This window comes from Acidovorax sp. A1169, from assembly GCF_030704685.1.
Lineage (GTDB): Bacteria > Pseudomonadota > Gammaproteobacteria > Burkholderiales > Burkholderiaceae_C > Acidovorax.
In genome coordinates this window covers 108,900-132,951 of record NZ_JAUZDX010000004.1, presented here as the reverse complement: position 1 = coordinate 132,951, position 24,052 = coordinate 108,900, and the positions used below count along the sequence as shown (strand labels likewise).

23 protein-coding genes and 2 tRNA genes are annotated in these 24,052 nt (G+C 64.8%); 14 read left to right on the top strand and 11 right to left on the bottom strand.

Translation table 11 applies throughout. The features are described 5' to 3' along the window. Nucleotides 1-361: 361 nt before the first annotated feature. Entirely contained in the window at nucleotides 362-694 is a 333-nt protein-coding gene (locus QYL93_RS09015) for an SWIB/MDM2 domain-containing protein (RefSeq protein WP_007856154.1), read from the bottom strand. Nucleotides 695-1,009: 315 nt separating this feature from the next. Here QYL93_RS09015 and rraA point away from each other — a divergent pair, with 315 nt between their 5' ends. Next, nucleotides 1,010-1,522 (top strand): ribonuclease E activity regulator RraA, encoded by a 513-nt coding sequence (gene rraA, locus QYL93_RS09010; RefSeq protein WP_305743346.1) that lies wholly within the window; start codon nucleotides 1,010-1,012, stop codon nucleotides 1,520-1,522. On the opposite strand, the gene QYL93_RS09005 is transcribed toward rraA, so the two are convergent. Beyond that, the gene (locus QYL93_RS09005) at nucleotides 1,511-2,467 is read right to left on the bottom strand and encodes a DMT family transporter (protein WP_305743345.1); all 957 of its coding nucleotides are present in this window, start codon (nucleotides 2,465-2,467) and stop codon (nucleotides 1,511-1,513) included. The genes rraA and QYL93_RS09005 overlap by 12 nt on opposite strands. A 176-nt stretch (nucleotides 2,468-2,643) precedes the next feature. Here QYL93_RS09005 and QYL93_RS09000 point away from each other — a divergent pair, with 176 nt between their 5' ends. The 12 genes from QYL93_RS09000 to QYL93_RS08945 all read left to right on the top strand — a co-directional run bounded on the left by QYL93_RS09000 (nucleotide 2,644) and on the right by QYL93_RS08945 (nucleotide 14,269). Continuing rightward, nucleotides 2,644-3,621, top strand: a complete 978-nt coding sequence (locus tag QYL93_RS09000) for a zinc-binding dehydrogenase (protein ID WP_305743344.1) — start codon at nucleotides 2,644-2,646, stop codon at nucleotides 3,619-3,621. 27 nt (nucleotides 3,622-3,648) lie between these two features. Then, nucleotides 3,649-4,071 (top strand): gamma-glutamylcyclotransferase, encoded by a 423-nt coding sequence (locus QYL93_RS08995; RefSeq protein WP_305743343.1) that lies wholly within the window; start codon nucleotides 3,649-3,651, stop codon nucleotides 4,069-4,071. Between the two features lie 329 nt (nucleotides 4,072-4,400). After that, complete coding sequence (gene aceA, locus QYL93_RS08990) at nucleotides 4,401-5,720, top strand: isocitrate lyase (RefSeq protein ID WP_057203642.1); 1,320 nt, start codon at nucleotides 4,401-4,403, stop codon at nucleotides 5,718-5,720. Between the two features lie 417 nt (nucleotides 5,721-6,137). Then, the gene (gene thrS, locus QYL93_RS08985) at nucleotides 6,138-8,057 is read left to right on the top strand and encodes a threonine--tRNA ligase (protein WP_305743342.1); all 1,920 of its coding nucleotides are present in this window, start codon (nucleotides 6,138-6,140) and stop codon (nucleotides 8,055-8,057) included. A 152-nt stretch (nucleotides 8,058-8,209) separates the two neighbouring features. After that, nucleotides 8,210-8,746 carry a translation initiation factor IF-3 gene (gene infC / locus QYL93_RS08980; RefSeq protein ID WP_057203640.1) on the top strand — a complete coding sequence of 179 codons (537 nt, stop codon included), beginning with the start codon at nucleotides 8,210-8,212 and terminating at the stop codon, nucleotides 8,744-8,746. A 189-nt stretch (nucleotides 8,747-8,935) separates the two neighbouring features. Beyond that, complete coding sequence (gene rpmI / locus QYL93_RS08975) at nucleotides 8,936-9,139, top strand: 50S ribosomal protein L35 (protein ID WP_082604278.1); 204 nt, start codon at nucleotides 8,936-8,938, stop codon at nucleotides 9,137-9,139. Nucleotides 9,140-9,163: 24 nt separating this feature from the next. Further along, nucleotides 9,164-9,523 carry a 50S ribosomal protein L20 gene (gene rplT / locus QYL93_RS08970; protein ID WP_057203639.1) on the top strand — a complete coding sequence of 120 codons (360 nt, stop codon included), beginning with the start codon at nucleotides 9,164-9,166 and terminating at the stop codon, nucleotides 9,521-9,523. Nucleotides 9,524-9,627: 104 nt separating this feature from the next. Then, nucleotides 9,628-10,680 carry a phenylalanine--tRNA ligase subunit alpha gene (gene pheS, locus QYL93_RS08965; RefSeq protein ID WP_305743341.1) on the top strand — a complete coding sequence of 351 codons (1,053 nt, stop codon included), beginning with the start codon at nucleotides 9,628-9,630 and terminating at the stop codon, nucleotides 10,678-10,680. A gap of 107 nt (nucleotides 10,681-10,787) precedes the next feature. Continuing rightward, on the top strand, nucleotides 10,788-13,235 hold the full coding sequence (pheT, locus tag QYL93_RS08960; protein WP_305743340.1) for a phenylalanine--tRNA ligase subunit beta: 2,448 nt from the start codon (nucleotides 10,788-10,790) through the stop codon (nucleotides 13,233-13,235). A gap of 42 nt (nucleotides 13,236-13,277) precedes the next feature. Then, a complete protein-coding gene (locus QYL93_RS08955; protein ID WP_057203636.1) occupies nucleotides 13,278-13,631 on the top strand; it encodes an integration host factor subunit alpha in 354 nt (117 codons plus the stop codon). 98 nt (nucleotides 13,632-13,729) lie between these two features. Continuing rightward, nucleotides 13,730-14,161: a MerR family transcriptional regulator gene (locus QYL93_RS08950; RefSeq protein ID WP_305743339.1), complete on the top strand. Its 432-nt coding sequence runs from the start codon at nucleotides 13,730-13,732 to the stop codon at nucleotides 14,159-14,161. A 31-nt stretch (nucleotides 14,162-14,192) separates the two neighbouring features. After that, nucleotides 14,193-14,269: transfer RNA gene (locus QYL93_RS08945), tRNA-Pro, on the top strand. Between the two features lie 100 nt (nucleotides 14,270-14,369). On the opposite strand, the gene QYL93_RS08940 is transcribed toward QYL93_RS08945, so the two are convergent. Further along, on the bottom strand, nucleotides 14,370-14,588 hold the full coding sequence (locus QYL93_RS08940; protein WP_305743338.1) for a hypothetical protein: 219 nt from the start codon (nucleotides 14,586-14,588) through the stop codon (nucleotides 14,370-14,372). A 570-nt stretch (nucleotides 14,589-15,158) separates the two neighbouring features. Between QYL93_RS08940 and QYL93_RS08935 the strand changes: the two genes are divergently transcribed. Further along, entirely contained in the window at nucleotides 15,159-15,476 is a 318-nt protein-coding gene (locus QYL93_RS08935; RefSeq protein WP_057203633.1) for a single-stranded DNA-binding protein, read from the top strand. A gap of 85 nt (nucleotides 15,477-15,561) precedes the next feature. On the opposite strand, the gene QYL93_RS08930 is transcribed toward QYL93_RS08935, so the two are convergent. From QYL93_RS08930 to prfB, 8 genes are all read right to left on the bottom strand, one after another. Next, nucleotides 15,562-15,768: a hypothetical protein gene (locus tag QYL93_RS08930; protein ID WP_305743337.1), complete on the bottom strand. Its 207-nt coding sequence runs from the start codon at nucleotides 15,766-15,768 to the stop codon at nucleotides 15,562-15,564. A gap of 199 nt (nucleotides 15,769-15,967) precedes the next feature. Then, entirely contained in the window at nucleotides 15,968-16,891 is a 924-nt protein-coding gene (locus QYL93_RS08925) for a proline dehydrogenase family protein (protein ID WP_305743336.1), read from the bottom strand. Between the two features lie 459 nt (nucleotides 16,892-17,350). Further along, a tRNA-Thr gene (locus QYL93_RS08920) sits at nucleotides 17,351-17,426 on the bottom strand. 12 nt (nucleotides 17,427-17,438) lie between these two features. Continuing rightward, entirely contained in the window at nucleotides 17,439-18,446 is a 1,008-nt protein-coding gene (locus tag QYL93_RS08915; RefSeq protein ID WP_305743335.1) for a class 1 fructose-bisphosphatase, read from the bottom strand. A 36-nt stretch (nucleotides 18,447-18,482) separates the two neighbouring features. After that, complete coding sequence (locus QYL93_RS08910) at nucleotides 18,483-19,325, bottom strand: tetratricopeptide repeat protein (protein ID WP_305743334.1); 843 nt, start codon at nucleotides 19,323-19,325, stop codon at nucleotides 18,483-18,485. Nucleotides 19,326-19,340: 15 nt separating this feature from the next. Further along, nucleotides 19,341-22,055, bottom strand: a complete 2,715-nt coding sequence (gene pepN / locus QYL93_RS08905; RefSeq protein WP_305743333.1) for an aminopeptidase N — start codon at nucleotides 22,053-22,055, stop codon at nucleotides 19,341-19,343. Then, the gene (locus tag QYL93_RS08900) at nucleotides 22,039-22,773 is read right to left on the bottom strand and encodes an HAD family phosphatase (RefSeq protein WP_305743332.1); all 735 of its coding nucleotides are present in this window, start codon (nucleotides 22,771-22,773) and stop codon (nucleotides 22,039-22,041) included. Before QYL93_RS08900 ends, pepN begins: the two co-directional genes overlap by 17 nt. Continuing rightward, a protein-coding gene (gene prfB, locus QYL93_RS08895) for a peptide chain release factor 2 (protein ID WP_157412597.1) occupies nucleotides 22,773-23,877 on the bottom strand; the annotation gives its coding sequence in 2 pieces (ribosomal slippage) (nucleotides 22,773-23,795 and nucleotides 23,797-23,877; 1,104 coding nt in all). The genes QYL93_RS08900 and prfB overlap by 1 nt, the downstream gene beginning before the upstream one ends. Nucleotides 23,878-24,052 lie beyond the last annotated feature (175 nt).

Here is a 24,052-nt window from a genome sequence, read left to right as displayed (position 1 = left end):
GCGGCGGCGGCGCGCGCAGCGGGCTGTCCTGCACGGCGGATGTTTTTCTTGGCCAAGGTGGCTTCTCCAACGGAACAAAAGGGTCGCTGCGGGGTCCGCGGCGGGGGTGTTCAGAAGCACTGGCTGGCAGGCGGCGTGCACGGCAGGAGATCTGCAAAGGGTGCAGTGGCTGGCAACGGCAGATCGCGTGCGTGGCTGTGCTTCAAGGCGTCGGAATATTAATCTTATTGCGTATTATTCATATTCACAATGTTGCTGGTTTGCAACGATCCTGAATGGCTTTCACGAAAAAGGACGCAAAAAAGCCGGCGCGAGGCCGGCTTTTCAGAGAGTGCGGGGTGCGCTCTGTGCGCTTGTGCGCTTACTTGACGTGCTTGCCGATCAGGCCAGCCAGTTCAAACATCGACACCTGGGGCTTGCCGAAGAGCTCCTTGAGCTTGGCATCTGCATTGATGTTGCGCTTGTTCGCCGCATCTTGCAGGTTGTTGGCCTTGATGTAGACCCACAGCTTGCTGATGATCTCCGTGCGTGGCAGCGGTGCCGAGCCGACCACAGCCGCGAGAGCGGGGCTGGGGGTGAGGGCCTTCATGAACGCAGCGTTGGGCGTGCGCTTCTTGGCAGGAGCCGCCGCCTTGGTGGCGGGCGTCTTGGCTGCGGGTGCTGTTTTTGCCGGAGCCTTTTTTGCAGTTGCCATGTTGGATTTTCCTTGTTGGAAGTAGATTGTCTGACCAGTGAAAGCCTAGCCTCTCTGCTGGCAGGCCGATGCTACTGGGAAAAAAACGCGTTTCCAAGGGAGAAAACGCTTTTTTTGCCTCGATTTGTTGCTTGGGTGCCCCAGGGAAGGTAAAGCTCACCGTTTTGGTGCTTTCCCTAGGGGGGAAGTGGCTCCTGGCGATTTATGCGGGTGCGGGCGCCACCCGACCACAGTGCATGACAATGAAAGGCGCTGAGAGTCCGCGCAGCACCCCCTTTTTCTTCTGGTCTTCTTTGCACGAAAGGTCTTTGCAACATGACAGCCCCCTCCTCTGCAGCCTTCAGCACCTGTGATTTCTGCGACGCGCACAAGGGCGACGACAGCGGTGCCTTTCGCGTGCTGCCCCCGGTGTTCCAGGACCTGGGCGGTGTGGCCGCCTTCAGCGGGCCGGTGAGCACCGTCAAATGCTTCGAGGACAACACCCTGGTCAAGGCCGCCGTCGATTCCCCTGGCAACGGCCGCGTGCTGGTGGTGGATGGCGGTGGCTCGCTGCGCCGCGCGCTGGTGGGCGGCAACCTGGCCGCTGCGGCCGTGCGCAATGGCTGGGCCGGCGTGGTGGTGGATGGCTGCGTGCGCGACATCGTCGAGCTGCGTGCGGCGGCCGTCGGCATCCGTGCCCTGGCCCTGATGCCTTTGCCCACCGAGAAGCGCAACGAGGGCCAGCGCGACGTGGCCGTGCAGATCCAGGGCGTCTGGGTGCGCCCCGGCGACTGGCTCTACGCCGATGCCGATGGCATCGTGGTCAGCGCGGCGGCGCTAACGGCGTGAGCCAGTGCCCACGCGCCAGGCCAGGCGCGAGGGCAGGGTGGCCAGCAGCACGCTGGCCAGCGCGATGCCGAAGGCCAGCAACTGCAGGCCGCTGAGCGATTCGCCAAGCACCAGCACGCCCACCAGGGCCGCGCTCACCGGCAGCAGCACGGTGAACACGCCGCCCTGTGCGGCGGGCACCACGCGCAGGCCGGTCATCCACAGCCACACCGTCCAGATGCTGGCGGCCAGGGCGTAGAACACCAGCAGCAGCCAGGTGCCCCAGCCCACGGCGGCAAAGTCGAAGTGCCACGCCGCATACAGGCCCAGGGGCATCGACAGCGTGAAGCCCCACAGGTTGATGATGGAGGTGATGCGCTTGGGCCCCAGCGCGCCCGTGAGCTTCTTGCCGATCACGGAGTACGCCGCCTCGCACACCACGGCGCCCAGCAGCAGCAACTGCCCCAGCCAGGCCAGGTCGGCCTTGCCTGCAGGCGCATCGGCACCTGCCGGGCCTGCATGGCCGGCGCTGGGGCTTGCCAGGGCAAACAGGGCGATGCCCACCACGGCGCAACCCACGGCCACCCAGGTGCGGGGTGCCACCTTCTCGCGCAAAAAGGCCCAGCTCATCACCGCCACAGCCGCCGGCATGCTGGCCATGGTGACGCCGGCCGATACCGCATTCGTCAGGCTCACGCCGTAGATCATGCAGGCGGTGAACAGGAAGTTGCCCAGGAAGGATTCGAGGAACAGCAGGCGCCGGGTCTGCGCCGTCATCGGTGGTTCGTCGGCCGGCTTTTTCAGCCAGTGCAGCATGGCCAGGCCGCCGATGCCAAAGCGCATCCACGCGAGCAGGAACACCGGCAGAACGGCGGCCAGCGGCTTGGATAGGGCGACATAGCTGCCCACCAGCGACATGCTGAGGGCCAGGCAAAGGTAGGCAACGGTGCGGCTGGGGGCGGTCATTGGGCTCAGGGCGGCTTTCGCACCCGCGTTCCGGTACGGAGCGCCGGGGTCGCGAGCGGGATGGAGGTGTCGGCAGAGCGACCCCGCGATGATTGCACAGGCGCTAAGCTCCCTTGGGTTCATGGCGCAGATCTGGCGCCGCTCTTTTTTCAAACCATTGTTCCGAGGAATACCCCATGCGCAGTGTCGTTTTCGAATCCTTTGGCGAGCCTTCCGAAGTGCTGGTTCTGGCCGACCGCCCAGAGCCCGAGCCCGCGGCCGGCCAGGTGCGCGTGCGCATGGCGATGTCGCCCATCCACAACCATGACCTGGCCATCATCCGCGGCAAATATGGCTACAAGCCGCCGCTGCCGGCGGTGCCGGGCACGGAGGCGGTGGGGGTGGTCGACGCGCTCGGCGAGGGCGTCACGCACCTCAAGACCGGCCAGCGCGTGATGCTGGCCGGCGCCAGCGCCACCTGGGCCGAGTTTTTCCTGGCCCAGGGCGCCAAGCTGATCCCTGTGCCCGATGCGGTGTCCGACGGCCTGGCCTGCCAGCTGATTGCGATGCCGCTGTCGGCCGCCATGCTGCTGCAAGACCTGCAACTGCAGCCGGGCCAGTGGATGGTGCAGAACACCGCCAACGGCGCCGTGGGCAAGACCGTGGCCATGCTCGCCCAGGCGCGCGGCGTGAAGGTGGTGAACCTGGTGCGCCGCGATGCGGGCGTGGCCGAACTCGATGCCCTGGGCATCGCCAACGGCGTCTCGACCGAGCAGGCCGGCTGGGAAGAGCGCGTGCAGGCCATTACCGGCGGTGAGCCCATCGTGCGTGCGGTGGACTCCATCGGCGGCGACGCCGCCAACCAGATCATGAACGTCGTGGCGGCGGGCGCCACGCTGGTGTCGTTTGGTGCCATGTCGGGCCAGCCGCTGGTGCTGAGCGCCAACAACCTGATCTTCAAGCAGGCCACGGTCAAGGGCTTCTGGGGTGCCAAGCGCTCCGAGGCCACGCCACCGGCCGAGATGGCGCGGCTGATCGGCGAATTGATCCGCCTGGCCGCCAGCGGCGAACTGCGCCTGCCCGTGGAAGCATCCTTCGACATCGCTGATGCGGCCAGGGCGGCTGCCGCCAGCGACGTGCCGGGCCGCGCCGGAAAGATCACGCTCACCGCATGACGGTTGTCCCAAAAAAGGATCTGCACGATGCCTGACGCATCCCATCTCCCTGGCCCGCTGCGCTGCGTGTTCGTGTACGGCACCCTGCGCAAGGGCGGCTCCAACGACATCACGCGTTTGCTGCCCGCACCGCGCTTTGTCGGCATGGCGCGCCTTGCGGGCACGCTGTACCACCTGGGCGCCTATCCCGGGCTGCTGCTGGGCGGTGCCGTGGATGTGGTGGGGGAGGTCTACGCCATCGAGCCTGCGCTGGAGCAGCGTCTCGATGGGATCGAGGAAATCCACGGAAGACCTGACGACGAATACTTCAAACGCGAGCTCACGCTGCCGGTGGCCGGCCTGCTGGTCGACTGCCTGGTGTACGAGATCAATCCCGACCGGGTGACCGCCGCGGCGCGCATCGAGGGCGGCGACTGGATGCTTGAATTGTCACGCCCTGTAAGGAAATGAGGCTGCAGGCAAGGCGGTAGCTGGGAGCGCTGCCTGCTGCGCCTGACTGCGGGGACTTTTGCGCGACGGAATCCATGCAATTTCACATTGCAAAAATTGCTTTTGGCGATATGGAATGCAAGAATGTTGCGGTGCGGCAATTTCTCTCAATACGAGAAAACGGTTTTCATATTGAGGAATCTGAAGCATAAGGTGTTGTTTTAAAAGAGAAAAATTTATCTCTTATATAAGACATAAGAGCTTGTGCAACTCTTATAGAAGACTTAAAGTTCTCTCCATGGGCCGCAGACGCAGCCCGGTGTTTTCAACCAACCTCAGGAGTAGACCCCATGCCCCAATCCTTCAACGAACAACTGAGCCGCGAACAGCAGATTGCCGCCCTGGAAAAAGACTGGGCCACCAACCCCCGCTGGAAGGGCATCAAGCGCGGCTACTCCGCTGCTGACGTGGTGCGTCTGCGCGGCTCGTTCCAGGTCGAATACACGCTGGCCCGCCGCGGTGCCGAGAAGCTGTGGGACCTGGTGAACAACGAGCCCTACGTGAACTGCCTGGGCGCGTTGACCGGTGGCCAGGCCATGCAGCAGGTGAAGGCCGGCATCAAGGCCATCTACCTGTCGGGCTGGCAAGTCGCTGCCGACAACAACGAATACTCGGCCATGTACCCCGACCAGTCGCTGTACCCCGTCGACTCGGTGCCAAAGGTCGTGGAGCGCATCAACAACTCCTTCACCCGTGCGGACGAAATCCAGTGGTCCAAGGGCATCAACCCCGGTGACAAGGCCTATATCGACTACCACGCACCCATCGTGGCCGATGCCGAAGCCGGTTTCGGCGGCGTGCTCAACGCCTACGAACTGATGAAGGCCATGATCCGCGCCGGCGCCGGTGGCGTGCACTTCGAAGACCAGCTGGCTTCCGTGAAGAAGTGCGGCCACATGGGCGGCAAGGTGCTGGTTCCCACCGTGGAAGCCTGCCAGAAGCTGATCGCCGCCCGCATGGCTGCCGACGTGTACGGCGTGCCGACCCTGGTGATCGCCCGTACCGATGCCGAAGCCGCCGACCTCTTGACCAGCGACTACGACGAGAACGACAAGCCCTTCCTGACCGGTGAGCGCACCGCCGAAGGCTTCTACAAGACGAAGAAGGGCATGGACCAGGCCATCTCGCGCGCCGTGGCCTATGCCGAGTACGCCGACCTGGTGTGGTGCGAAACGGGCACGCCGGACCTGGAGTTCGCCAAGAAGTTCGCCGATGCCGTGCACGCCAAGCACCCCGGCAAGATGCTGGCCTACAACTGCTCGCCTTCGTTCAACTGGAAGAAGAACCTGGACGATGCCACCATCGCCAAGTTCCAGCGCGAGCTGGGCGCCATGGGCTACAAGTACCAGTTCATCACGCTGGCTGGCATCCACTCCATGTGGTACAACATGTTCGATCTGGCCCAGGACTACGTGGCCCGCGGCATGTCGGCCTATGTGGAAAAGGTGCAGGAGCCCGAATTCGCAGCCCGCGACCGTGGCTACAGCTTCGTGTCGCACCAGCAGGAAGTGGGCACGGGTTACTTCGACGAAGTGACCACCGTGATCCAGGGCGGCAAGTCCAGCGTGACCGCGCTGACCGGCTCGACCGAAGAAGAGCAGTTCCACTGATCTGAAATCCCTCGGCAAGAGGGGTGAGGAGACTGCAAGAAGCCACCCCGCGGGGTGGCTTCTTGCTTTGGGCTGCTGGTTTTTTCGCGCTGCGCATGTTGTCGGGGCGCGACTGGCGGGGCCGTCGGGTGGCTGGGGCCGTGCGCCCTTCGGCGAACATGGTTAAAATGGCGGCATCAACTGTTTGATTTCCCACAAGGGCGAGAAAGGCAATCTGGTTATGACACCGCGAACTACAACGGAGTTCTCCACCGGCCACTAGTGGCTGGCCGTTCGCGCCTGCACGAGATTTACCTCTCCCCAATCAAAAGCGCGGCCGGTTCCGCGCTTTTTTGTTTTCCGATTCCGGCTGGCGTGCGCCGCAGCACCTGCCCCGTGATCGACCCCATACCCACATCCACGGACAAGAGACCCCTCATGATTCACATCACGCTCCCCGACGGTTCGCAGCGAGAGTTTCCCGGCCCGGTCACGGTCGCCGAAGTGGCGGCCTCGATCGGCGCTGGCCTGGCCAAGGCGGCCCTGGCCGGCAAGATCGGCGACAAGGTGGTGGACACCAGCTATCAGATCACGGCCGACAGCCCGCTGGCCATCGTGACGGCCAAGGATGCCGATGGCCTGGATGTCATCCGTCACTCCACCGCCCACTTGCTGGCCTATGCCGTCAAGGACCTGTTCCCCGAAGCGCAGGTGACCATCGGCCCGGTGATCGAGAACGGCTTCTTCTACGACTTCGCGTACAAGCGCCCCTTCACGCCCGAAGACTTGGTGGCTATTGAAAAGCGCATGGCCGACCTGGCTGCCAAGGACGAGCCCGTGGTGCGCCGCGTGCTGCCGCGTGACGAGGCCGTGGCCTACTTCAAGGGCCTGGGTGAGAACTACAAGGCCGAGATCATCGCCAGCATCCCCAGCAACGAGGATGTGAGCCTGTACCGCGAAGGCAATTTCGAGGACCTGTGCCGCGGCCCCCACGTGCCCAGCACCGGCAAGCTCAAGTTCTTCAAGCTCATGAAGGTGGCCGGTGCCTACTGGCGCGGCGACCACCGCAACGAGATGCTGCAGCGCATCTACGGCACGGCCTGGTCTACCAAGGACGAGCTGCAGCAGTACCTCACGATGCTGGAAGAAGCGGAAAAGCGCGACCACCGCAAGCTTGGCCGCGAGCTCGACCTGTTCCACATGGACGAGCACTCGCCCGGCACCGTGTTCTGGCATCCCAAGGGCTGGGCCCTGTGGCAGGAGGTGGAGCAGTACATGCGCCGCGTCTATCGCAACAACGGCTACCAGGAGGTCAAGGGTCCGCAGATCCTGGACAAGCAGCTGTGGGAGAAGACTGGCCACTGGGACAAGTACCACGAGAACATGTTCACCACCGAGTCGGAAAAGCGCGAGTACGCGCTCAAGCCGATGAACTGCCCCGGCCACATCCTTATCTACAAGCAGGGCATCAAGAGCTACCGCGACCTGCCACTGCGCTACGGCGAATTCGGTGCCTGCCACCGCAACGAGCCCACCGGCGGCCTGCACGGCATCATGCGCGTGCGTGGCTTTACGCAGGACGACGGCCACATCTTCTGCACCGAGGAGCAGGTGCTGGAGGAGTGCGCCAACTACACGGCGCTGGTGCAGAAGGTCTACAAGGACTTCGGCTTCACCAACATCATCTACAAGGTGGCCACGCGCCCCGAGGCACGCATCGGCACCGATGAGTCGTGGGACCGCGCCGAAAAGGCGCTGATGGATGGCCTGCGCCATTCGGGCTGCGAGTTCGAGATCGCCGAAGGCGAGGGCGCCTTCTACGGCCCCAAGATCGAGTACACACTCAAGGACGCTCTGGGCCGCCAGTGGCAATGCGGCACGATGCAGATCGACCCGAACCTGCCCGAGCGCCTGGACGCCGAGTACGTGGCCGAGGACGGCAGCCGCAAGCGCCCCCTGATGCTGCACCGCGCCACCGTGGGCAGCATGGAGCGTTTCATCGGCATGCTGATCGAGCACTATGCCGGCGCCTTCCCCCTGTGGCTGGCCCCGGTGCAGGTTGCGGTGCTCAATATCACCGACGCGCAGGCCGATTACTGTCGCGAAATTGTTGAACGGCTGCAAAAAGCACTGCCGAATCAAGACCTTAGGGTGGCGGTGGATCTGCGCAACGAGAAGATTACGTATAAAATACGCGAGCATTCGTTGCAAAAGCTGCCGTATATCCTTGTCGCGGGCGACAAGGAGAAGGCCGCAGGCGCCGTTGCAGTACGCGGCCGGGGCAATCGTGACCTCGGAGTGATGTCCATCGAAGCGTTCGCTGAGTTGATCGCCAATGACATCGCCACCAAAGCCTGAGTTTGATTCAAAACCTGCTTTGTCGCTTGCCAGCTGTACGGTTGTAGCTACAATTTTTGTAGTATTTTGATTGAAGGAAGATAGCCATCGCTACTGAATTTCGTGATCGTCGCCACCGTGAAGAGCGCAAGCACCGCCTGAACCGTGAAATCATGGCCCCGGAAGTCCGTCTCTCCGGGCCGGAAAATGAGCCTTTGGGCGTGGTCAGCCTCATGGAAGCCCTGCGCATGGCAGGTGAGCTGGATGTGGATCTGGTGGAAATCGCTGCAACAGCGAATCCGCCGGTGTGCCGCCTGATGGACTACGGCAAGTTCAAGTACCAGGAGCAAAAGCGCGCTGCCGAGGCGAAGGCCAAGCAGACGGTGATCGAGATCAAGGAAGTCAAATTCCGTCCGGGCACGGACGATGGCGACTACAACATCAAGATGCGCAACATCCGCCGCTTCCTGGCCGAGGGTGACAAGTGCAAGATCACGCTGCGTTTTCGGGGCCGTGAAATCACCCACCAGGAACTGGGCCTGGCGCTGCTCAACCGCATCCGCGACGAGCTGGCCGACACCATCCTGATCGAGCAGTTTCCCAAGCTGGAAGGCCGCCAGATGATCATGATGATTGCGCCGGGCAAGAAAAAGCCCGCCGCTGCCAAGCAGGCCAGTGCCGAGAGCACGCCTTCCGGCAGCGCAGCCTGACGGCTGGCAGTCCTCAAGGAAGAGACAGAATTTGCCAGGCGGGTCCCGCAAGGGGCTCGTCGGGTGATAGGCAGCGGTCACACGCTGCCGCACAGCCGGTGCAAACCGGCTGAAAAAGTGGCTCGGGGCCAACAAGTTTGCAGATCCCTTTGCAAACGCCTCACGAGCACAACGAAAAGGAGCATTCACATGCCCAAAATGAAGACCAAGAGCAGCGCGAAAAAACGTTTCCGCGTTCGTCCCGGTGGCACCGTCAAGCGCGGTCAAGCCTTCAAGCGTCACATCTTGACGAAGAAGACCACCAAGAACAAGCGCCAACTGCGCGGTTCGGTTGCTGTGCATGAGACCAATATGGGCTCTATTGCACAAATGCTGCCCGGTGCTGGCCTTTAATAACGACGAACAAGGAGTACTCACATGCCTCGCGTCAAACGTGGTGTAACGGCCCGTGCCCGTCACAAGAAAGTTCTCGCCCTTGCAAAGGGCTTCCGTGGTCGCCGCGGTAACGTCTACCGTATCGCCAAACAGGCGGTAATGAAGGCTGGGCAATATGCCTACCGTGACCGCCGCACCAAGAAGCGCGTGTTCCGCCAGTTGTGGATCGCCCGTATCAACGCCGCTTCGCGCGAACTGGGCCTGACCTACAGCCAGTTCGCCAACGGCCTGAAGAAGGCATCCATCGAGATCGACCGCAAGATGCTGGCCGACCTCGCAGTGCACGACAAGGCTGCCTTTGGCAGCATCGTGGAGCAAGTCAAGGCCAAGCTGGCTGCTTGAGTTCACGACAGGCGGCCGTCTCTTACCGGACGGCTGTTTGCGCAATAACAGCAAGGGCTAGGGCTTGTGAAGGCACTAGCCCTTGTTCATTTTCAAGAGTCGATATGAACGAGTTGGATTCCCTGGTCGAGAGCGCGACGCAACTGTTTGCCCAAAGCGCCACCCCTGCTGATCTGGAAAACGCCAAGGCGCAGTTTCTGGGCAAGGCCGGTCGCGTGACCGAGCTCATGAAGGGCATGGCGCAGCTGTCGGTGGACGAGAAGAAGTCCCGCGGCGCGGCCATCAACGTCGCCAAGCAGGCCATCGAGGCCGCACTCACTGCCCGCCGCCAGGCTCTGGCCGATGCGGAGCTGCAGATCCAGCTCAAGGCCGAGGCCCTGGATGTGAGCCTGCCAGGGCGCCAGCGCGGTCAGGGCGGCCTGCACCCGGTGTCGCTCACGCTCGAGCGCATCGAGGGCATCTTCGGCTCCATGGGTTTCGACGTGGCCCAGGGCCCCGAGATCGAGACCGACTGGTTCAACTTCACCGCACTGAACACGCCGGAAGACCATCCCGCGCGTTCCATGCACGACACCTTCTACGTGGAAGGCGGCACCCCCGAGGCGCCCAACCTGCTGCGCACGCACACCAGCCCGATGCAGATCCGCCACGCGGTGCAGCACGTCAAGAAGCACCGCGCCGCGCTGGATGCCGGCCAGCCCATGCCCGAGATCCGCGTCATCGCGCCGGGCCGCACCTACCGCGTGGACAGCGATGCCACGCACTCGCCCATGTTCCACCAGTGCGAAGGCCTGTGGGTCGGCGAGAACGTGAGCTTCAAGGACCTGAAGGTGATCTTCACGGCCTTTTGCCGCACCTTCTTCGAGAGCGATGACCTGGTGCTGCGCTTCCGTCCGAGCTTCTTCCCCTTCACGGAGCCCAGCGCCGAGATCGACATCCAGTTCCAGACCGGCCCGCTGGCCGGCCGCTGGCTGGAAGTGGCCGGTTCGGGCCAGGTGCACCCCAACGTGGTGCGCAATATGGGCCTGGACCCTGAAAAGTACATCGGCTTTGCTTTCGGCATGGGCCCCGACCGCCTGACCATGCTGCGCTATGGCGTGAACGACCTGCGCCTGTTCTTCGACGGCGACATCCGCTTCTTGTCGCAGTTCCAGTAAGCAAGGGCCGGCCCTGCCTGCAAGGCCGGGCCACCCAGCCGTTTTCGCCTTGGCGCGCGCTTCGAGATCCTGGCCGCGCAAGGCACTTTCCGTACAAGAGTTCGACTATGCAATTCCCTGAATCCTGGTTGCGTGAGTTCTGCAATCCACCCCTGTCGACCGCCGAGCTGGCCGAGACGCTGACCATGGCCGGCCTGGAGGTGGAAGAGTTGCGCCCTGTGGCGCCACCGTTCGCGAAGATCGTCGTGGGTGAGATCAAGGAGGCCGTGCAGCACCCCGACGCCGACCGCCTGCGCGTGTGCCAGGTGGACGTGGGCCAGGGCGCCCTGCTCAACATCGTCTGCGGTGCGCCCAATGCGCGCGTAGGCATCAAGGTGCCTTGCGCCCTGGTGGGTGCCGAGCTGCCCCCCGGTGACGATGGCAAGCCCTTTCTGATCAAGGTGGGCAAGCTGCGCGGCGTGGAAAGCCAGGGCATGCTGTGCTCGGCGCGCGAACTCAAGCTCTCGGAAGACCATGGCGGCCTGCTCGAACTCGATGCCTCCGCGCCCGTGGGCCAAGACATCCGCGAGCACCTGAATCTTGACGACACGCTGTTCACCCTCAAGCTCACGCCCAACCTGGCGCACTGCCTGAGCGTGTATGGCATTGCGCGCGAAGTCTCGGCGCTGACCGGTGTGCCGCTCTCGCAGCCGGCCTTCCCGGCCGTGGCGACCAAGGTGGCTGACATGCTGGGCGTGAAGATCAGCGCGCCCGACCTGTGCGGCCGTTTCAGCGGACGCGTGGTGCGCAACGTGAACACCCGCGCCACCACGCCGCAGTGGATGCTCGACCGCCTGGCCCGCTGCGGCCAGCGCGGCGTGTCGCCGCTGGTGGACATCTCCAACTATGTGATGTTCGAGCTGGGCCGCCCCTCGCACATCTTCGACCTGGACAAGATCCACGGCGGTCTGGACGTGCGCTGGGGCAAGGCCGGCGAGCAGCTCAAGCTGCTCAACGGCAATACCATCACAGTGGACGAGAAGGTCGGCGTGATCGCCGACGGCCAGCAGGTCGAATCGCTCGCCGGCATCATGGGGGGCGATGCCACCGCCGTCTCGGACGACACCAAGCACATCTACATCGAGGCCGCCTTCTGGTGGCCCAAGGCCGTGGCCGGGCGCTCGCGCCGCTACAACTTCTCGACCGATGCCGGCCACCGCTTCGAGCGCGGTGTGGACCCTGAGCTGACGGTGGAGCACATCGAGCGCATCACGCAGCTGGTGATCGACATCTGCGGTACGCCCGAGACGGCCTGCGGCCCGATGGACGACCAGCGCGTGAACGTGCCCGTGCCAGCGCCCGTCACGCTGCGCGTGGCACGCGCGGCCAAGGTCATCGGCATGCCGATCACGCAGGCGCAGTGCGCCGACGTGTTCAAGCGCCTGGGCCTGCCGTTCACGGAAGGCGAGGGCTCCGTCACCGTGGTCCCGCCAGCCTACCGCTTCGACATCACCATCGAGGAAGACCTGATCGAAGAGGTCGCGCGCATGGTGGGCTACAACAACCTGCCCACCACGCCGCCGCTGGCCCCCATCACGCCCAAGCTGCCGGCCGAGGCCACGCGCAGCCCGTTTGCCGTGCGCCGCACGCTGGCCGGCCTGGGCTACCAGGAAACAATCAACTTCAGCTTCGTGGAAGAGCGCTGGGAGCAGGAGCTGGCGGGCAATGCGCAGCCCATCAAGCTGCTCAACCCGATCGCCAGCCAGATGAGCGTGATGCGCTCGAGCCTGCTCGGCTCGCTGCTGCAGGTGCTCAAGTTCAACCTGGACCGCCGTGCCGAGCGCGTGCGCGTGTTCGAACTGGGCCGCGTGTTCCTGCGCGATGCCAGCGTGCAGAACACCGACACCACGGTGGAGGGCTTTCACCAGCCCATGCGCGTGGCCGGCGTCGCCTATGGCGCCAATGACATGCTGCAATGGGGCCGCAAGGAGCAGGGCATCGACTTCTTCGACGTGAAGGGCGATGTGGAGGCCTTGCTGGCGCCGCTGCAGGCCACGTTCGAGCCGGGCGAGCACCCGGCCATGCACCCCGGCCGCTGTGCCCGCGTGCTGGTGCAGGGCAAGTCCATCGGTTTCGTGGGCGAGCTGCATCCACAGTGGCGCCAGTCGTGGGAGCTGCCGCTGGCGCCGGTGCTGTTCGAGCTGGAGCTCGATGCCGTGCTGCAGCGCGTGGTGCCGCAGTTCAAGTCGGTCGCCAAGCACCAGGCCGTCGAGCGCGACCTGGCCCCGGTGGTGGCCGAGCGCGTGACGCACGCCGAGATCGTCGCGGCCGTGCAGGAGGCCGTTCCTGGCGGCATGCTGCGTTCAGCCGTGGTGTTCGACATCTACCGCCCCAAGCCGCTCAAGGCCGGCGAGGAAACGCCTGCGGGCGGCCTGGCCCCCGGCGAGAAGAGTGTTTCGGTGCGCCTGACCCTGGGCAGTGATGAGGCGACGCTGACCGAGGCCGAGATCGAGTCCGCCGTGCAGGCGGCTGTGACGCACCTCACACAGCGCGTGGGCGCGCGGCTGCGCGGCTGACCATCGCGGCGACAATAGGCCCGAGCGAACGAACACAACAACATGACCATGCTGACGGGGAGAGATGCCGTGATCGAATTTGCAGTCGAAAGCCTGGAAACCCCTGCGCTCACCAAGGCGCAGCTGGCCGATCTCTTGTTCGACCAGATCGGGTTGAACAAGCGCGAGTCCAAGGACATGATCGATGCGTTCTTCGACCTCGTCTCGCAGAGCCTGGTGGAGGGCAAGGACGTGAAGCTCTCGGGCTTTGGCAACTTCCAGATCCGCACCAAGGCGCCGCGCCCCGGGCGCAATCCGCGCACGGGCGAGGCGATTCCGATCCAGGCGCGCCGCGTGGTGACCTTCCACGCCAGCAGCAAGCTCAAGGAGCAGATCCAGGCGGCTGCCGGATTGTGAATTTTTGCCAGTTTGCGCGCTGAATTTCAGGGGTGGGCTGGCAGTTCCCGCCGGCCTGCAGTACCCTTGCAGGCTTTCCTGTTTGAATCCGGAACCCCATGGGCACTGTGCTTCCCGCCATTCCTGCCAAGCGCTACTTCACCATCGGTGAGGTGGCGGAGCTGTGCGGTGTGAAGCCGCATGTGCTGCGCTACTGGGAGCAGGAATTCACGCAGCTGCGCCCCATGAAGCGGCGCGGCAATCGCCGCTACTACCAGCACCACGAGGTGCTCATGATCCGCCGCATCCGCGACCTGCTGTACGACCAGGGCTTCACCATCAGCGGTGCCCGCAACCGCCTGCAGGAGCTGGCACTGCCCGCGCGCAACGATGCAGGGCAGGGCGATGCAGACGGTGCCGACGGCGAGCTGCCCAGCATGCTGGTGGACGATGCGGGTGACCTTTCCATCGGCTCGTCGGCCTTTGCTTTCGACTCGAATGCGGTGCGCCAGGAATTATTTGAGATCAGAGCACTGCTTTCTCCAAACTGACCCGAAATTGTGCATATAATCTAAGTCTTGTCGGCGTGTAGCGCAGCCTGGTAGCGCACTTGCATGGGGTGCAAGGGGTCGCGAGTTCGAATCCCGCCACGCCGACCATTTTCTTCGAAGAACAACGGGTTATCGCCACAAGCGGTAGCCCGTTTTTCATTGTCCGATCGCACTCGCCCGGGTTGGGGCAAGATCCGCTGTGGTGCTGCTACTTGCCCAAGCGTGCCAGCGATTGCTGGATGTTGGCAAAGGCCTGGGTGAGCTTGTGGGTGGCGCGCTGCAATGCTTCGGGTGTGACCTCGCTGGTGCGGCGGCACCGGGGGCAGGTGATGCGCGGGCTCTGCTTGAGCTTGCCCAGCCGCTCTTTGAACGTCTGCTGGCAGTGCGGGCAGGGCAGTTCGATGCTGGCGTCGTCCAGAACAGTCATGGTGGCCCCTCTCGAAAGATGGTGGGTGCGAACTGGTGGAGCTTGCCGGACCATTGTGACCGGTTTGCCGGTGTGCGCCAAATGCGGATTGTGCGCCGGTGTGAAGCTGGCTTGGACGGGGCCCTGTCGAAGTGGGCTGGCAGTGTCGCGCGCATGCCGCACCGTGTGGTCAAAGCGCCCTGTTTGAAAGGTCGGTGGTTACAATACGTACTGGCTTTTGGATGGATGTGCGTGGCGCCCATGGTGGTTGCTGCGCAGGTCAAGACAAGGCGCCAAGCGGGTTGGTCCGATGCGACGGGGCAGTTCGGCTCCGGGGCGGGCCATGGTTTCAGGGGAGCGGGGTGGGGTGATCGCCACGGGTTGGCGATGCTGCTGCGGCCTGGCACTCCTTGAAGCAGCCCGTGCTGGCGGCGACCCCATCATTCGCAGCGAAAGCCCAGAGCCGTTGGTCCTGGGCTTTTTTTGTGGGCAGGGGTGGCAGGTTTTTCGAGACTGCTGTGTTCCGGCTGGGTGGGTGGGGCGATGGCCCCGGCGAGAACAAACCGACAACAAGTGCTGGATGGGGATTGCATGATCGATGGACTGATTTCGGGCCGTCTCTACGGGGGCCCAGAGCGGCGTCTGGACAAGGTAGGAAAGCCCTACATGGTGGCCAAGGTACGGGCGCCGAGTGCCGAGGGCGAAATGCTGTTCGTCAACGTCATCGCGTTTGACGACGACGTGTGCATGGCCATGGAGCAATTGCACGATGGCGAGTCCATCTCGGTGGCTGGCTCGGTCACCCCCAAGGTGTGGACCGACAAGCAGGGCAATGTGCGCCCGGCGCTCGACATGGTCGCCCACCGCGTGATGAGCGCGCGCGACGCCTGCCAGACGCAAACGAACTGACCCGCAACTGCTTGGTGGGGTGGGCGTTGCCGCCTTGTGCCCTGTCGTCCGCTGCGCGCGGCGACCCCTGCTGTCTGTGCTGCGTTCAGGATGCCTTGTTCGGCGCGGTGGTGTCCGCCTGCACAGTGCCAAAGCCCATGGCCACCAATTCTTCAGGCGAAAGGTGCAGCTCTCGCACTTCGGGCTGGCGCGGCTCGATGGAGCGGCGCCGCTCGTGCTTGTCCGGTGGGCCGGCTTCTGTCTGGCGGCGGTCCTTGCCGCTGCGCCGCTCGCAAGGGATGTGCTTGTCCATATTGGGGTCGGTAGTGGGTGGGGTGCATTGGCCGCGCGGCAGGCACTGCGCTTGTGCCTGCCCTCAGGTTGATTTGAGTATGCCCGAGCGGCCACCGTTTGCTGGCGTGAAATGGGTGCCTAAGCCGCCCCGCAACGCTTGTTCACGATTGCGGCGGGCATGCCTGGGGGCGGGGTGTCGCCACGCCGGGCTGGATGTGTCAGCCTGTCAGCGCGGCCTTGAGCAGGTACCCCGCGAATTGCGGATTTTCCTTGAGCCGACGGATGCTGTAGCCATGCCAGTCCTGTCCATAGGGCACGTAGATCCGCACCGGGTAGCCCCTGTCGCGCAGGCGGTCGCGCAAGGGCTCGCACACGCCCAGCAGCATCTGGAATTCCAACCCTGAAGGGGCGGTGTTGCCGCCACGGCGCCTGGCGGCCGCAATGACCTGCTCGATCAGCGCCTCATCGTGGGTGGCCACTGCGACGAAGGTGCCTGTGTCCAGGCAGCGCTCGACGTGGTGCAGAAAGTGGCTGTTGATGGCGTGCCGGTCGTGCCGGGCGCCCTCCACCAGGTGGGCCTTGTCCTCGACATAGATGCCTTTGCACAGGCGCAGGTTGTTGTGGCTGCCCAGCAGTGGCTCGATGTCCTGGTAGGTGCGCTTGAGGTAGGCCTGCAGGGCCAATCCGGTATTCCCATGGCCATCGGCCTTGAGCCTCTGGAGCAGGTCGATTTCCGCCTGGGTGCACTGTAGGTCTTCCATGTCCATGCGCACAAAATTGCCGTGCTGTCGGGCTGCCGTGGCCAGCGCCGCGATGTGGGTTTCGCACTGCTGCGCATCCAGCAGAAGGCCCAGCGCCGAGGGCTTGACGGAGATGTTCGCGCGCAAGCCGTGGTGGTGGATGGCGTCCAGCACGCCCCGGTATTCATCGGCCGTCTGCTGCGCCTGCGCAAGGTCGCGGGTGACCTCGCCGAGCACGTCGATGGTGGCTGTGAAGCCCTGTGCATTGAGTGCCTGCACGCGCACGACGGCCTCGGCGATGGATGCGCCGGCAATGTAGCGGCGCGAGATTTTCTGGACGAGTGGACGGGGCACATGGGCAATGGCTCGGGCCACTGCGGTGTTGAAAAAAGAGGCAAGCATGGGGTATCCAGGTGGCGATGACAACGGAACAAGATGCCGCCCGCACGCGGGCACGCACCACCGCGCCAGGGCGTGGTGCGGTGCAGTGTCAGGGAGGGGGCGATGTGAAGCAGCCTGCCGGATGGCTGGATCCGGCAGGTGCCTCAGACGCGGCTGCAGCAGTCAGGCGCGCCAGTGGTGGCGTGCGCGACATGCGAGCGCGTTCAGCGTGTCTTCGTCAGGGGAGGCCAGGCGGCTGCGTGCATGGGGTTGTGGTTGTCGATCGGCAAGGTGGAATGCGACTGCTATGGCGCAGTGTAGCCTTCGTGCGCAGATTCTGCGTGGGAGCCGGGAAATTGCCGCGCCTTCAGGCCTCTGCAGGCGTGGCGGTGGCCGGGCCGTTCGATGCGCCATCAAAATCTGCGCTGCCACCCCGCCATGCAAAAAGCCCCTGACTCTTGCGAATCAGGGGCTTTCATTTGGTGCCGGAGAGATGAATCGAACACCCGACCTTCTCATTACGAATGAGCTGCTCTACCGACTGAGCTACACCGGCGTAAGCCTCAGATTATAGCGTGGAATGGTAGCTTGTGACGCGGTCGACCTCATTTTTTGATCCGAGGATCACGCTGACGCGTTCATGCAACTGTGTGGGCTCGATGTCCATGATGCGCTGCTTGCCGTTGGTGGCGGCGCCGCCGGCTTGCTCGATGAGCCAGGACATGGGGTTGGCCTCGTACATCAGGCGCAGCTTGCCGGGCTTGTTCGGTTCGCGCTTGTCCCAGGGGTACAGGAAGATGCCGCCGCGCGTGAGGATGCGGTGCACGTCGGCCACCATGCTGGCGATCCAGCGCATGTTGAAATCCTTGCCGCGCGGGCCATCCTTGCCCTGCAGGCACTCGTCGATGTAGCGCTTCACGGGGGTGTCCCAGTGGCGCATGTTGCTCATGTTGATGGCGAATTCCTTGGTGTCGTCGGGAATGCGCACGTTCTCTTCGGTGAGGATGAACGAGCCCTGCTCGCGGTCCAGCGTGAACATGGCCACGCCGTCGCCCACGGTGAGCACCAGGGTGGTCTGAGGGCCATAGATGCAGTAGCCGGCTGCCACCTGCGCCGTGCCGGGCTGCAGGAAGTCGCCGGCCTCCACGCCGCGGTCGTCATCGGGCTTCTTGAGCACGCTGAAGATGGTGCCGATGCTCACGTTCACGTCGATGTTGCTCGAACCATCGAGGGGGTCGAACAGCAGCAGGTATTCGCCCTGCGGGTAGCGGTTGGGCACCAGGTAGATGCCGTCCATTTCTTCAGAGGCCATGGCCGCCAGGTGGCCGCCCCATTCGTTGGCTTCGATCAGCACTTCGTTGGCGATGATGTCCAGCTTCTTCTGGATTTCGCCCTGCACGTTCTCGCTGGACGCCGTGCCCAGCACGCCGCCGAGTGCGCCCTTGTTGACGGCCTGGCTGATGCTCTTGCACGAGCGGGCCACCACTTCGAGCAGCAGGCGCAGCTGCGAGGGGATGAGCCCGTCGATGCGTTGCTGCTCGACCAGGTAGCGGGTGAGGGAGATGCGGGAGCTCATCGGTGGTGTGTCCTTGGGCTTTGGGTTTTTGTGAAATCAGGGGTTCGACTGCTCGCGCTCGGCCAGCTCTGCCAGCGTGGCCTGTGCTTCTTCGAGCAGGTCTTCGTCGCCGCTGGCATGCGCTATGGCCACGCGCTGCTGCAGCAGGCTGCGCGCCAGGCTGCTGTCGCCGGATTCGTGCGCCAGCACGCCCTGCTGGAACAGGGTGTCCAGCACGATGCCGTCGTCTTTCAGGGCCTGGCCCAGCGCCAGGCGCTGTTGCAGGTAGCGCCGCGCCTGGGCCGCATCGCCCATTTCGTAGGCGTTTTGCGCCAAGTTGTTGATCAGGCCCGACAGGCGCTCGTCCTTGTCGGAGCCAAAGGCGCTCTGCGCATCGGCCAGCAACTGCTGGTTGTGCGCCAGTGCCTCGGCAAAGCGCCCGGCCTCGTGCAGCGCATAGCCGATCTCTTCGCGGATGCCCAGCTTCTGCTCGGCGCCCAGCGTGGCGCCGGCATGGTCGGCCCAGTGGGCCGACTGGCGCAGGTGCTCGATGGCGGTGTCGTACTCTTCGGACTGCAGAGCCGACTCGCCGATGGCGTAGTGCTGCTCGTAGCGGTCCGTGGGCGTGAGGTCCGACAGGGCGCTGCGGATGGCCAGGGCGCGCAGCCCCAGGGGCAGGCCCTCGTCGTCCATCTGGCGCTTGGAATACACGACGAACTGCAGCCAGAGCAACTGGGCCAGCTCGGAGGACTCGGCGCCCAGACCTTCCGCCAGCGGGCGCAGGGCCGCCAGGTCGGCCGACATGGCCGAGCCGCTGAACATGGCGCTGGCGTCGTACACGGTATCGCGCAGCGGGTTGAAGCGCTGCGCGAACTGCTCGGCAGGGGAGGGTGATGCCATGGGTGCTGCTGCCTGTCAGTCGGCCAGTGCGCGGGTGACCACCTCGCGCACATCGTTGCTCAGGTCGGGGCGCGTGGCCACGCGGGCAATCGCCTCGCGGGCGGCCGTGCGCCAGGGTTCGGCCAGCTTCTTCCAGCGGTCGAGCGCGCGCGCCAGGCGGGCGGCGACCTGCGGGTTGATGGCGTCGAGCTCGATCACGCGGTCGCTCCAGAACACATAGCCCGCCGCATCGCTGCGGTGGAAAGCGCCGGGGTTGGCACTGCAGTAGCTGAAGATCACGCTGCGCGCGCGGTTCGGGTTCTTCAGGCTGAAGTCCGGGTGCTGCATGAGCTGGCGCACGGCCGGCAGCACGTTGCCGCCCTTGTCCGGCGCGCCGGCCTGCAGCGCAAACCACTTGTCGATGACCAGGGGCTCGTCCTTGAACAGCGCGTGAAAGCGCGCCAGCGCGGCGGCCGCATGCGCGCTGCCGCTGGCCACCAGGGCCGTGAGCGCGTTGAAGCGGTCGGTCATGTTGCTGGCCACCTTGAAGCGCTGGTAGGCCTTGCCGGGCCAGACTTCGTCACCGCTGCGCTGGGCGGCGATGCACAGCATGTGCAGCGCCATGCCGCTGAGCGAACGGCGGCCGGAGGAGACGGGGTCGGGGCTGTAGCCGCCGGTGTCCTGGTTCTGCTCCCAGGCCCATTCCCAGTCGGCCTTGAGGGCCAGTGCGAGCTGCTCGCGCATGCCTTCGCGCACAGCGTGGATGCGCTGCGGGTCCACCACGTCGAGCTGTTCGGCGATGTAGGTCTCCGATGGCAGGGTGAGCACCAGTTCCTTGAAGGCCGCGTCCAGCGCCGGGTTGCGCAGCACGCTGCGCAGCGCGTCGACCACGGCCGCAGGCAGGATGTCGCCGCTGGTGGGGCCGTTGCCGGTGATGGCATGGATGGCGGTGCGCAGCGCCAGGCGTTGGCCGGCTTCCCAGCGGTTGAAGGCGTCGGTGTCGTTGGCCAGCAGGGTGAGCAGCTGTTCGTCGGTGTACCCGATGTCCAGCACCACGGGCGCAGTGAAGTCGCGCAGCAGCGAGGGCACGGGCTCGGCGTCGAGCCCGGTGAACACCAGGGTCTGGCTGGCTTCGGTCAGCACCACGGTGCGCGATGGCGCGCCGGCCGTGTCTTCGCCCTGCAGTTGCAGGGGCAGTGCGGCGCCTTCGTGCGTGAGCAGGCCCAGGCCGACGGGGATCACGAAGGGCAGCTTCTCGGCCTGGCCGGGCGTGGGGGCGCAGCTTTGCGCCAGGGTCAGCGTGTAGGTGCGCGCGGTGGCATCGTAGCTGCCCGTGGCTTTCACGCGCGGCGTGCCGGCCTGGCTGTACCAGCGCTTGAACTGGGGCAGCAGGCGCGCCAGGTCACTGGCGGGGTTGGCGTCGGCAATGGCCTGGGCGAAGTCATCGCAGGTCACGGCCTGGCCGTCAAAGCGCTCAAAATAAAGCTTCATGCCCTGGGCGAAGCCTTCGCGGCCCACCAGGGTGTGCATCATGCGCACCACCTCGGCACCCTTTTCGTAGATGGTGACGGTGTAGAAGTTGTTGATCTCGATGTAGCTGTCGGGCCGCACCGGGTGGGCCATGGGGCCTGCATCCTCGGGGAACTGGGCGGTGCGAAGCACGCGCACGTCCTCGATGCGCTTGACGGCGCGGGCCGAGGGGCTGCCGGCCAGGTCCTGGCTGAACTCCTGGTCGCGGAACACCGTGAGGCCTTCCTTGAGGCTCAGCTGGAACCAGTCGCGGCAGGTGACGCGGTTGCCCGTCCAGTTGTGGAAATATTCGTGACCCACCACGCTCTCGATGTTGGCGAAGTCCACGTCGGTCGCGGTCGATTCGCTGGCCAGAACATACTTGGTGTTGAAGATGTTCAGGCCCTTGTTTTCCATGGCGCCCATGTTGAAGTCGCTGGTGGCGACGATCATGAAACGTTCCAGGTCCAGCGGCAGGCCAAAGCGCGCCTCGTCCCAGGCCACGCTGGCCATCAGCGAGTTCATGGCGTGCTCGGTCTTGCCCAGGTCGCCCGGGCGCACGTACACCTGCAGCAGGTGGTCGGTGCCCGAGCGGGCGCGGATCTTCTGCTCGCGCGCCACCAGCTTGCCCGCCACCAGGGCGAACAGGTAGCAGGGCTTCTTGTGCGGGTCCACCCATTGGGCGAAGTGGCGGCCGTCTTCCAGGTCGCCGCTGTCCACCAGGTTGCCGTTGGACAGCAGCACCGGGTACTGGGCCTTGTTGGCGCGCAGCGTGACGGTGTAGCTGGCCATCACGTCCGGGCGGTCCAGGAAGTAGGTGATGCGGCGGAAGCCCTCGGCCTCGCACTGCGTGAAGAAGGTACCCTGGCTCACGTACAGGCCCATCAGGTGCGTGTTCTTGGCCGGGCAGCAGGTGGTGAAGATCTCGAGCGCGAAGGCATCGGTGCCGGTGGGCAGGTTCTCCAGCACCAGGCGCGAGCCCTCCATCTTGAACGAGGTGCCCTGGCCGTTGACCAGCACGCGCGCCAGGTTCAGGTCCTCGCCATCGAGCTTCAGGGGCTGTTCGGCCACGTCGGGGTTGCGGCGCAGCGTCATGCGGTTGAGCACGCGCGTCTTGGCGGGGTCCAGGTCGAAGGTCAGCTCGACGCTGTCGATCCAGTAGGCGGGGGCGGTGTAATCCTCGCGGCGGATGGCAATGGCCGGTCCCGCGCCGCTTGCGTCTGCGTTAGGCGATGGCAACATGGATGCGCTCCAGAAAGTCGGTGTTCATGAGTTCGTGGTAGTCACGCACGGCGGCCAGCACATGCGGGCCCGCCAGTTCCTGTGCGCTGTGGGTGCTGCACACCGCCACGGCATGCATGCCCGCGCGGCGTGCGGCTTCGATACCGAAGGGTGCGTCTTCAAACACGATGCAGCGCTCGGGCGCGGCGCCGATGCGGCGCGCCGCTTCGAGAAAGATGGCCGGCTGGGGCTTGCCGGGCAGGCCCTCGTCGCCGCGCACGATGGTCAGCGGCTCGGGCGCCATGGCCAGGCGCGACATGGCGAAGGCCACATTGTGGATGTCGCCTGCCGTGCCTACGGCCAGCTTGTAGCCGCGTGTGCAGGCCTGCGCCGCGAAGGCGCGAAAGCCCGCCACCTCGGTGAACGAGGGGCCGAACAACTCGCGGTAGATGTCTTCCTTCTCGCGCGTGAGCGCGTCGGCCTCGGCCTGCTCGACATCGCGCTGCAGCAGCTCGCGGATGCACTCGGTGCCATTGCGGCCCGTGGTGCGGGCCATCAGGTCGGGCACGTCGATGGCCATGCCGCGGCGCCGCGTGAACTCGACCCAGGCCTTGGCGTGCCAGGGCATGGAGTCGATCATGGTGCCGTCCATGTCGAAGATGAAGGCCTCTACGGCAATCGGGCTACCGCGCGGGGCCGTGGCTGCGACGGTGGTGGCGGCTGCTGCGTCGCGCTGCATCACACGCCCTGCTTGAGCGAGGCTTCGATGAAGGCGTCCAGGTCGCCGTCCAGCACCTTCTGCGTGGCCGAGATTTCCACCCCGGTGCGCAGGTCCTTGATGCGGCTGTTGTCCAGCACGTAGCTGCGGATCTGGTGGCCCCAGCCCACGTCGGTCTTGGTGTCCTCGAGCTTTTGCTGCTCTTCCTGGCGCTTGCGCATCTCGTGGTCGTACAGGCGCGAGCGCAGGCGCTGCCAGGCGATGTCGCGGTTGCCGTGCTGGCTGCGGCCGTCCTGGCACTGCACCACGATGCCGGTGGGCATGTGCGTCAGGCGCACGGCCGAGTCGGTCTTGTTGATGTGCTGGCCACCCGCGCCCGATGCGCGGTAGGTGTCGGTGCGCACGTCGGCCGGGTTGATGTCGATCTGGATCGAGTCATCGATCTCGGGGTAGACGAACAGGCTGGCAAAGCTGGTATGGCGCCCGCCCGACGAGTCGAACGGCGACTTGCGCACCAGGCGGTGCACGCCGGTCTCGGTGCGCAGCAGGCCGTAGGCGTACTCGCCCTCGACCTTGATCGTGGCGCTCTTGAGGCCGGCGATGTCGCCCGGGGTTTCTTCCTCGACCGTGGTCTTGAAGCCCTTGCGTTCAGCGTACTTGAGGTACTGGCGCAGCAGCATGCCGGCCCAGTCGCAGGCCTCGGTGCCGCCGGCGCCGGCCTGGATGTCGACGAAGCAGTTGAGCGGGTCGGCCTCGTGGCGGAACATGCGGCGGAACTCGAGCTGCTCGATCTCGGGCTGCAGCTTGGCGGTCTCGGCCTCGATGGTCATCAGGCCGTCTTCGTCGCCGTCTTCCTTGCTCATGTCATAGAGCTCGGTGTTGTCGGCCAGCTCGCGCGTGAGTCGCTCCAGCGTAAGCACCACGCCGTCCAGCGACTTCTTCTCCTTGCCCAGTTCCTGGGCCTTCTTCGGATCGTTCCAGACCGAGGGGTCTTCGAGCGATGCGTTGACGGTTCTCAGACGTTCGAATTTGGCATCGAAGTCAAAGATACCTCCGTAACTCTTGCGTGCGCACGGTCAGGTCGCTCAAGGTGTTGCCGATGAGGTTGATGCGTTCTGCGTCCATGATGGTGTCCTGGTAAGTGTGTTCTGTAGAGGGTGACAAGGCTGAACAGGCCCCTGGTGCGCTGCGCTGTGGGCGCACGCAAGGGGATGACCCGCACCGGGGCGGGATGGTTCAGCATCGCCCGAATTGGCCATTTTCTCATGGATGGGCATGGGGGCCGGCAATGCCCCTTGCC

Excerpts from the sequence above, each read along its gene's own strand:
- QYL93_RS08910 (WP_305743334.1), bottom strand. The coding sequence starts at position 19,325 with ATGGCATCACCCTCCCCTGCCGAGCAGTTCGCGCAGCGCTTCAACCCG.
- QYL93_RS08930 (WP_305743337.1), bottom strand. The coding sequence starts at position 15,768 with ATGGACAAGCACATCCCTTGCGAGCGGCGCAGCGGCAAGGACCGCCGC.
- QYL93_RS08995 (WP_305743343.1), top strand. The coding sequence starts at position 3,649 with ATGCCTGACGCATCCCATCTCCCTGGCCCGCTGCGCTGCGTGTTCGTG.
- rplT (WP_057203639.1), top strand. The coding sequence starts at position 9,164 with ATGCCTCGCGTCAAACGTGGTGTAACGGCCCGTGCCCGTCACAAGAAA.
- QYL93_RS08935 (WP_057203633.1), top strand. The coding sequence starts at position 15,159 with ATGATCGATGGACTGATTTCGGGCCGTCTCTACGGGGGCCCAGAGCGG.
- pepN (WP_305743333.1), bottom strand. The coding sequence starts at position 22,055 with ATGTTGCCATCGCCTAACGCAGACGCAAGCGGCGCGGGACCGGCCATT.
- QYL93_RS08955 (WP_057203636.1), top strand. The coding sequence starts at position 13,278 with ATGACCATGCTGACGGGGAGAGATGCCGTGATCGAATTTGCAGTCGAA.
- QYL93_RS09000 (WP_305743344.1), top strand. The coding sequence starts at position 2,644 with ATGCGCAGTGTCGTTTTCGAATCCTTTGGCGAGCCTTCCGAAGTGCTG.
- rraA (WP_305743346.1), top strand. The coding sequence starts at position 1,010 with ATGACAGCCCCCTCCTCTGCAGCCTTCAGCACCTGTGATTTCTGCGAC.
- QYL93_RS08940 (WP_305743338.1), bottom strand. The coding sequence starts at position 14,588 with ATGACTGTTCTGGACGACGCCAGCATCGAACTGCCCTGCCCGCACTGC.
- aceA (WP_057203642.1), top strand. The coding sequence starts at position 4,401 with ATGCCCCAATCCTTCAACGAACAACTGAGCCGCGAACAGCAGATTGCC.
- thrS (WP_305743342.1), top strand. The coding sequence starts at position 6,138 with ATGATTCACATCACGCTCCCCGACGGTTCGCAGCGAGAGTTTCCCGGC.
- QYL93_RS09015 (WP_007856154.1), bottom strand. The coding sequence starts at position 694 with ATGGCAACTGCAAAAAAGGCTCCGGCAAAAACAGCACCCGCAGCCAAG.
- QYL93_RS08925 (WP_305743336.1), bottom strand. The coding sequence starts at position 16,891 with ATGCTTGCCTCTTTTTTCAACACCGCAGTGGCCCGAGCCATTGCCCAT.
- QYL93_RS08950 (WP_305743339.1), top strand. The coding sequence starts at position 13,730 with ATGGGCACTGTGCTTCCCGCCATTCCTGCCAAGCGCTACTTCACCATC.
- rpmI (WP_082604278.1), top strand. The coding sequence starts at position 8,936 with ATGCCCAAAATGAAGACCAAGAGCAGCGCGAAAAAACGTTTCCGCGTT.
- pheT (WP_305743340.1), top strand. The coding sequence starts at position 10,788 with ATGCAATTCCCTGAATCCTGGTTGCGTGAGTTCTGCAATCCACCCCTG.
- QYL93_RS08900 (WP_305743332.1), bottom strand. The coding sequence starts at position 22,773 with ATGCAGCGCGACGCAGCAGCCGCCACCACCGTCGCAGCCACGGCCCCG.
- QYL93_RS09005 (WP_305743345.1), bottom strand. The coding sequence starts at position 2,467 with ATGACCGCCCCCAGCCGCACCGTTGCCTACCTTTGCCTGGCCCTCAGC.
- infC (WP_057203640.1), top strand. The coding sequence starts at position 8,210 with ATGGCCCCGGAAGTCCGTCTCTCCGGGCCGGAAAATGAGCCTTTGGGC.
- pheS (WP_305743341.1), top strand. The coding sequence starts at position 9,628 with ATGAACGAGTTGGATTCCCTGGTCGAGAGCGCGACGCAACTGTTTGCC.
- QYL93_RS08915 (WP_305743335.1), bottom strand. The coding sequence starts at position 18,446 with ATGAGCTCCCGCATCTCCCTCACCCGCTACCTGGTCGAGCAGCAACGC.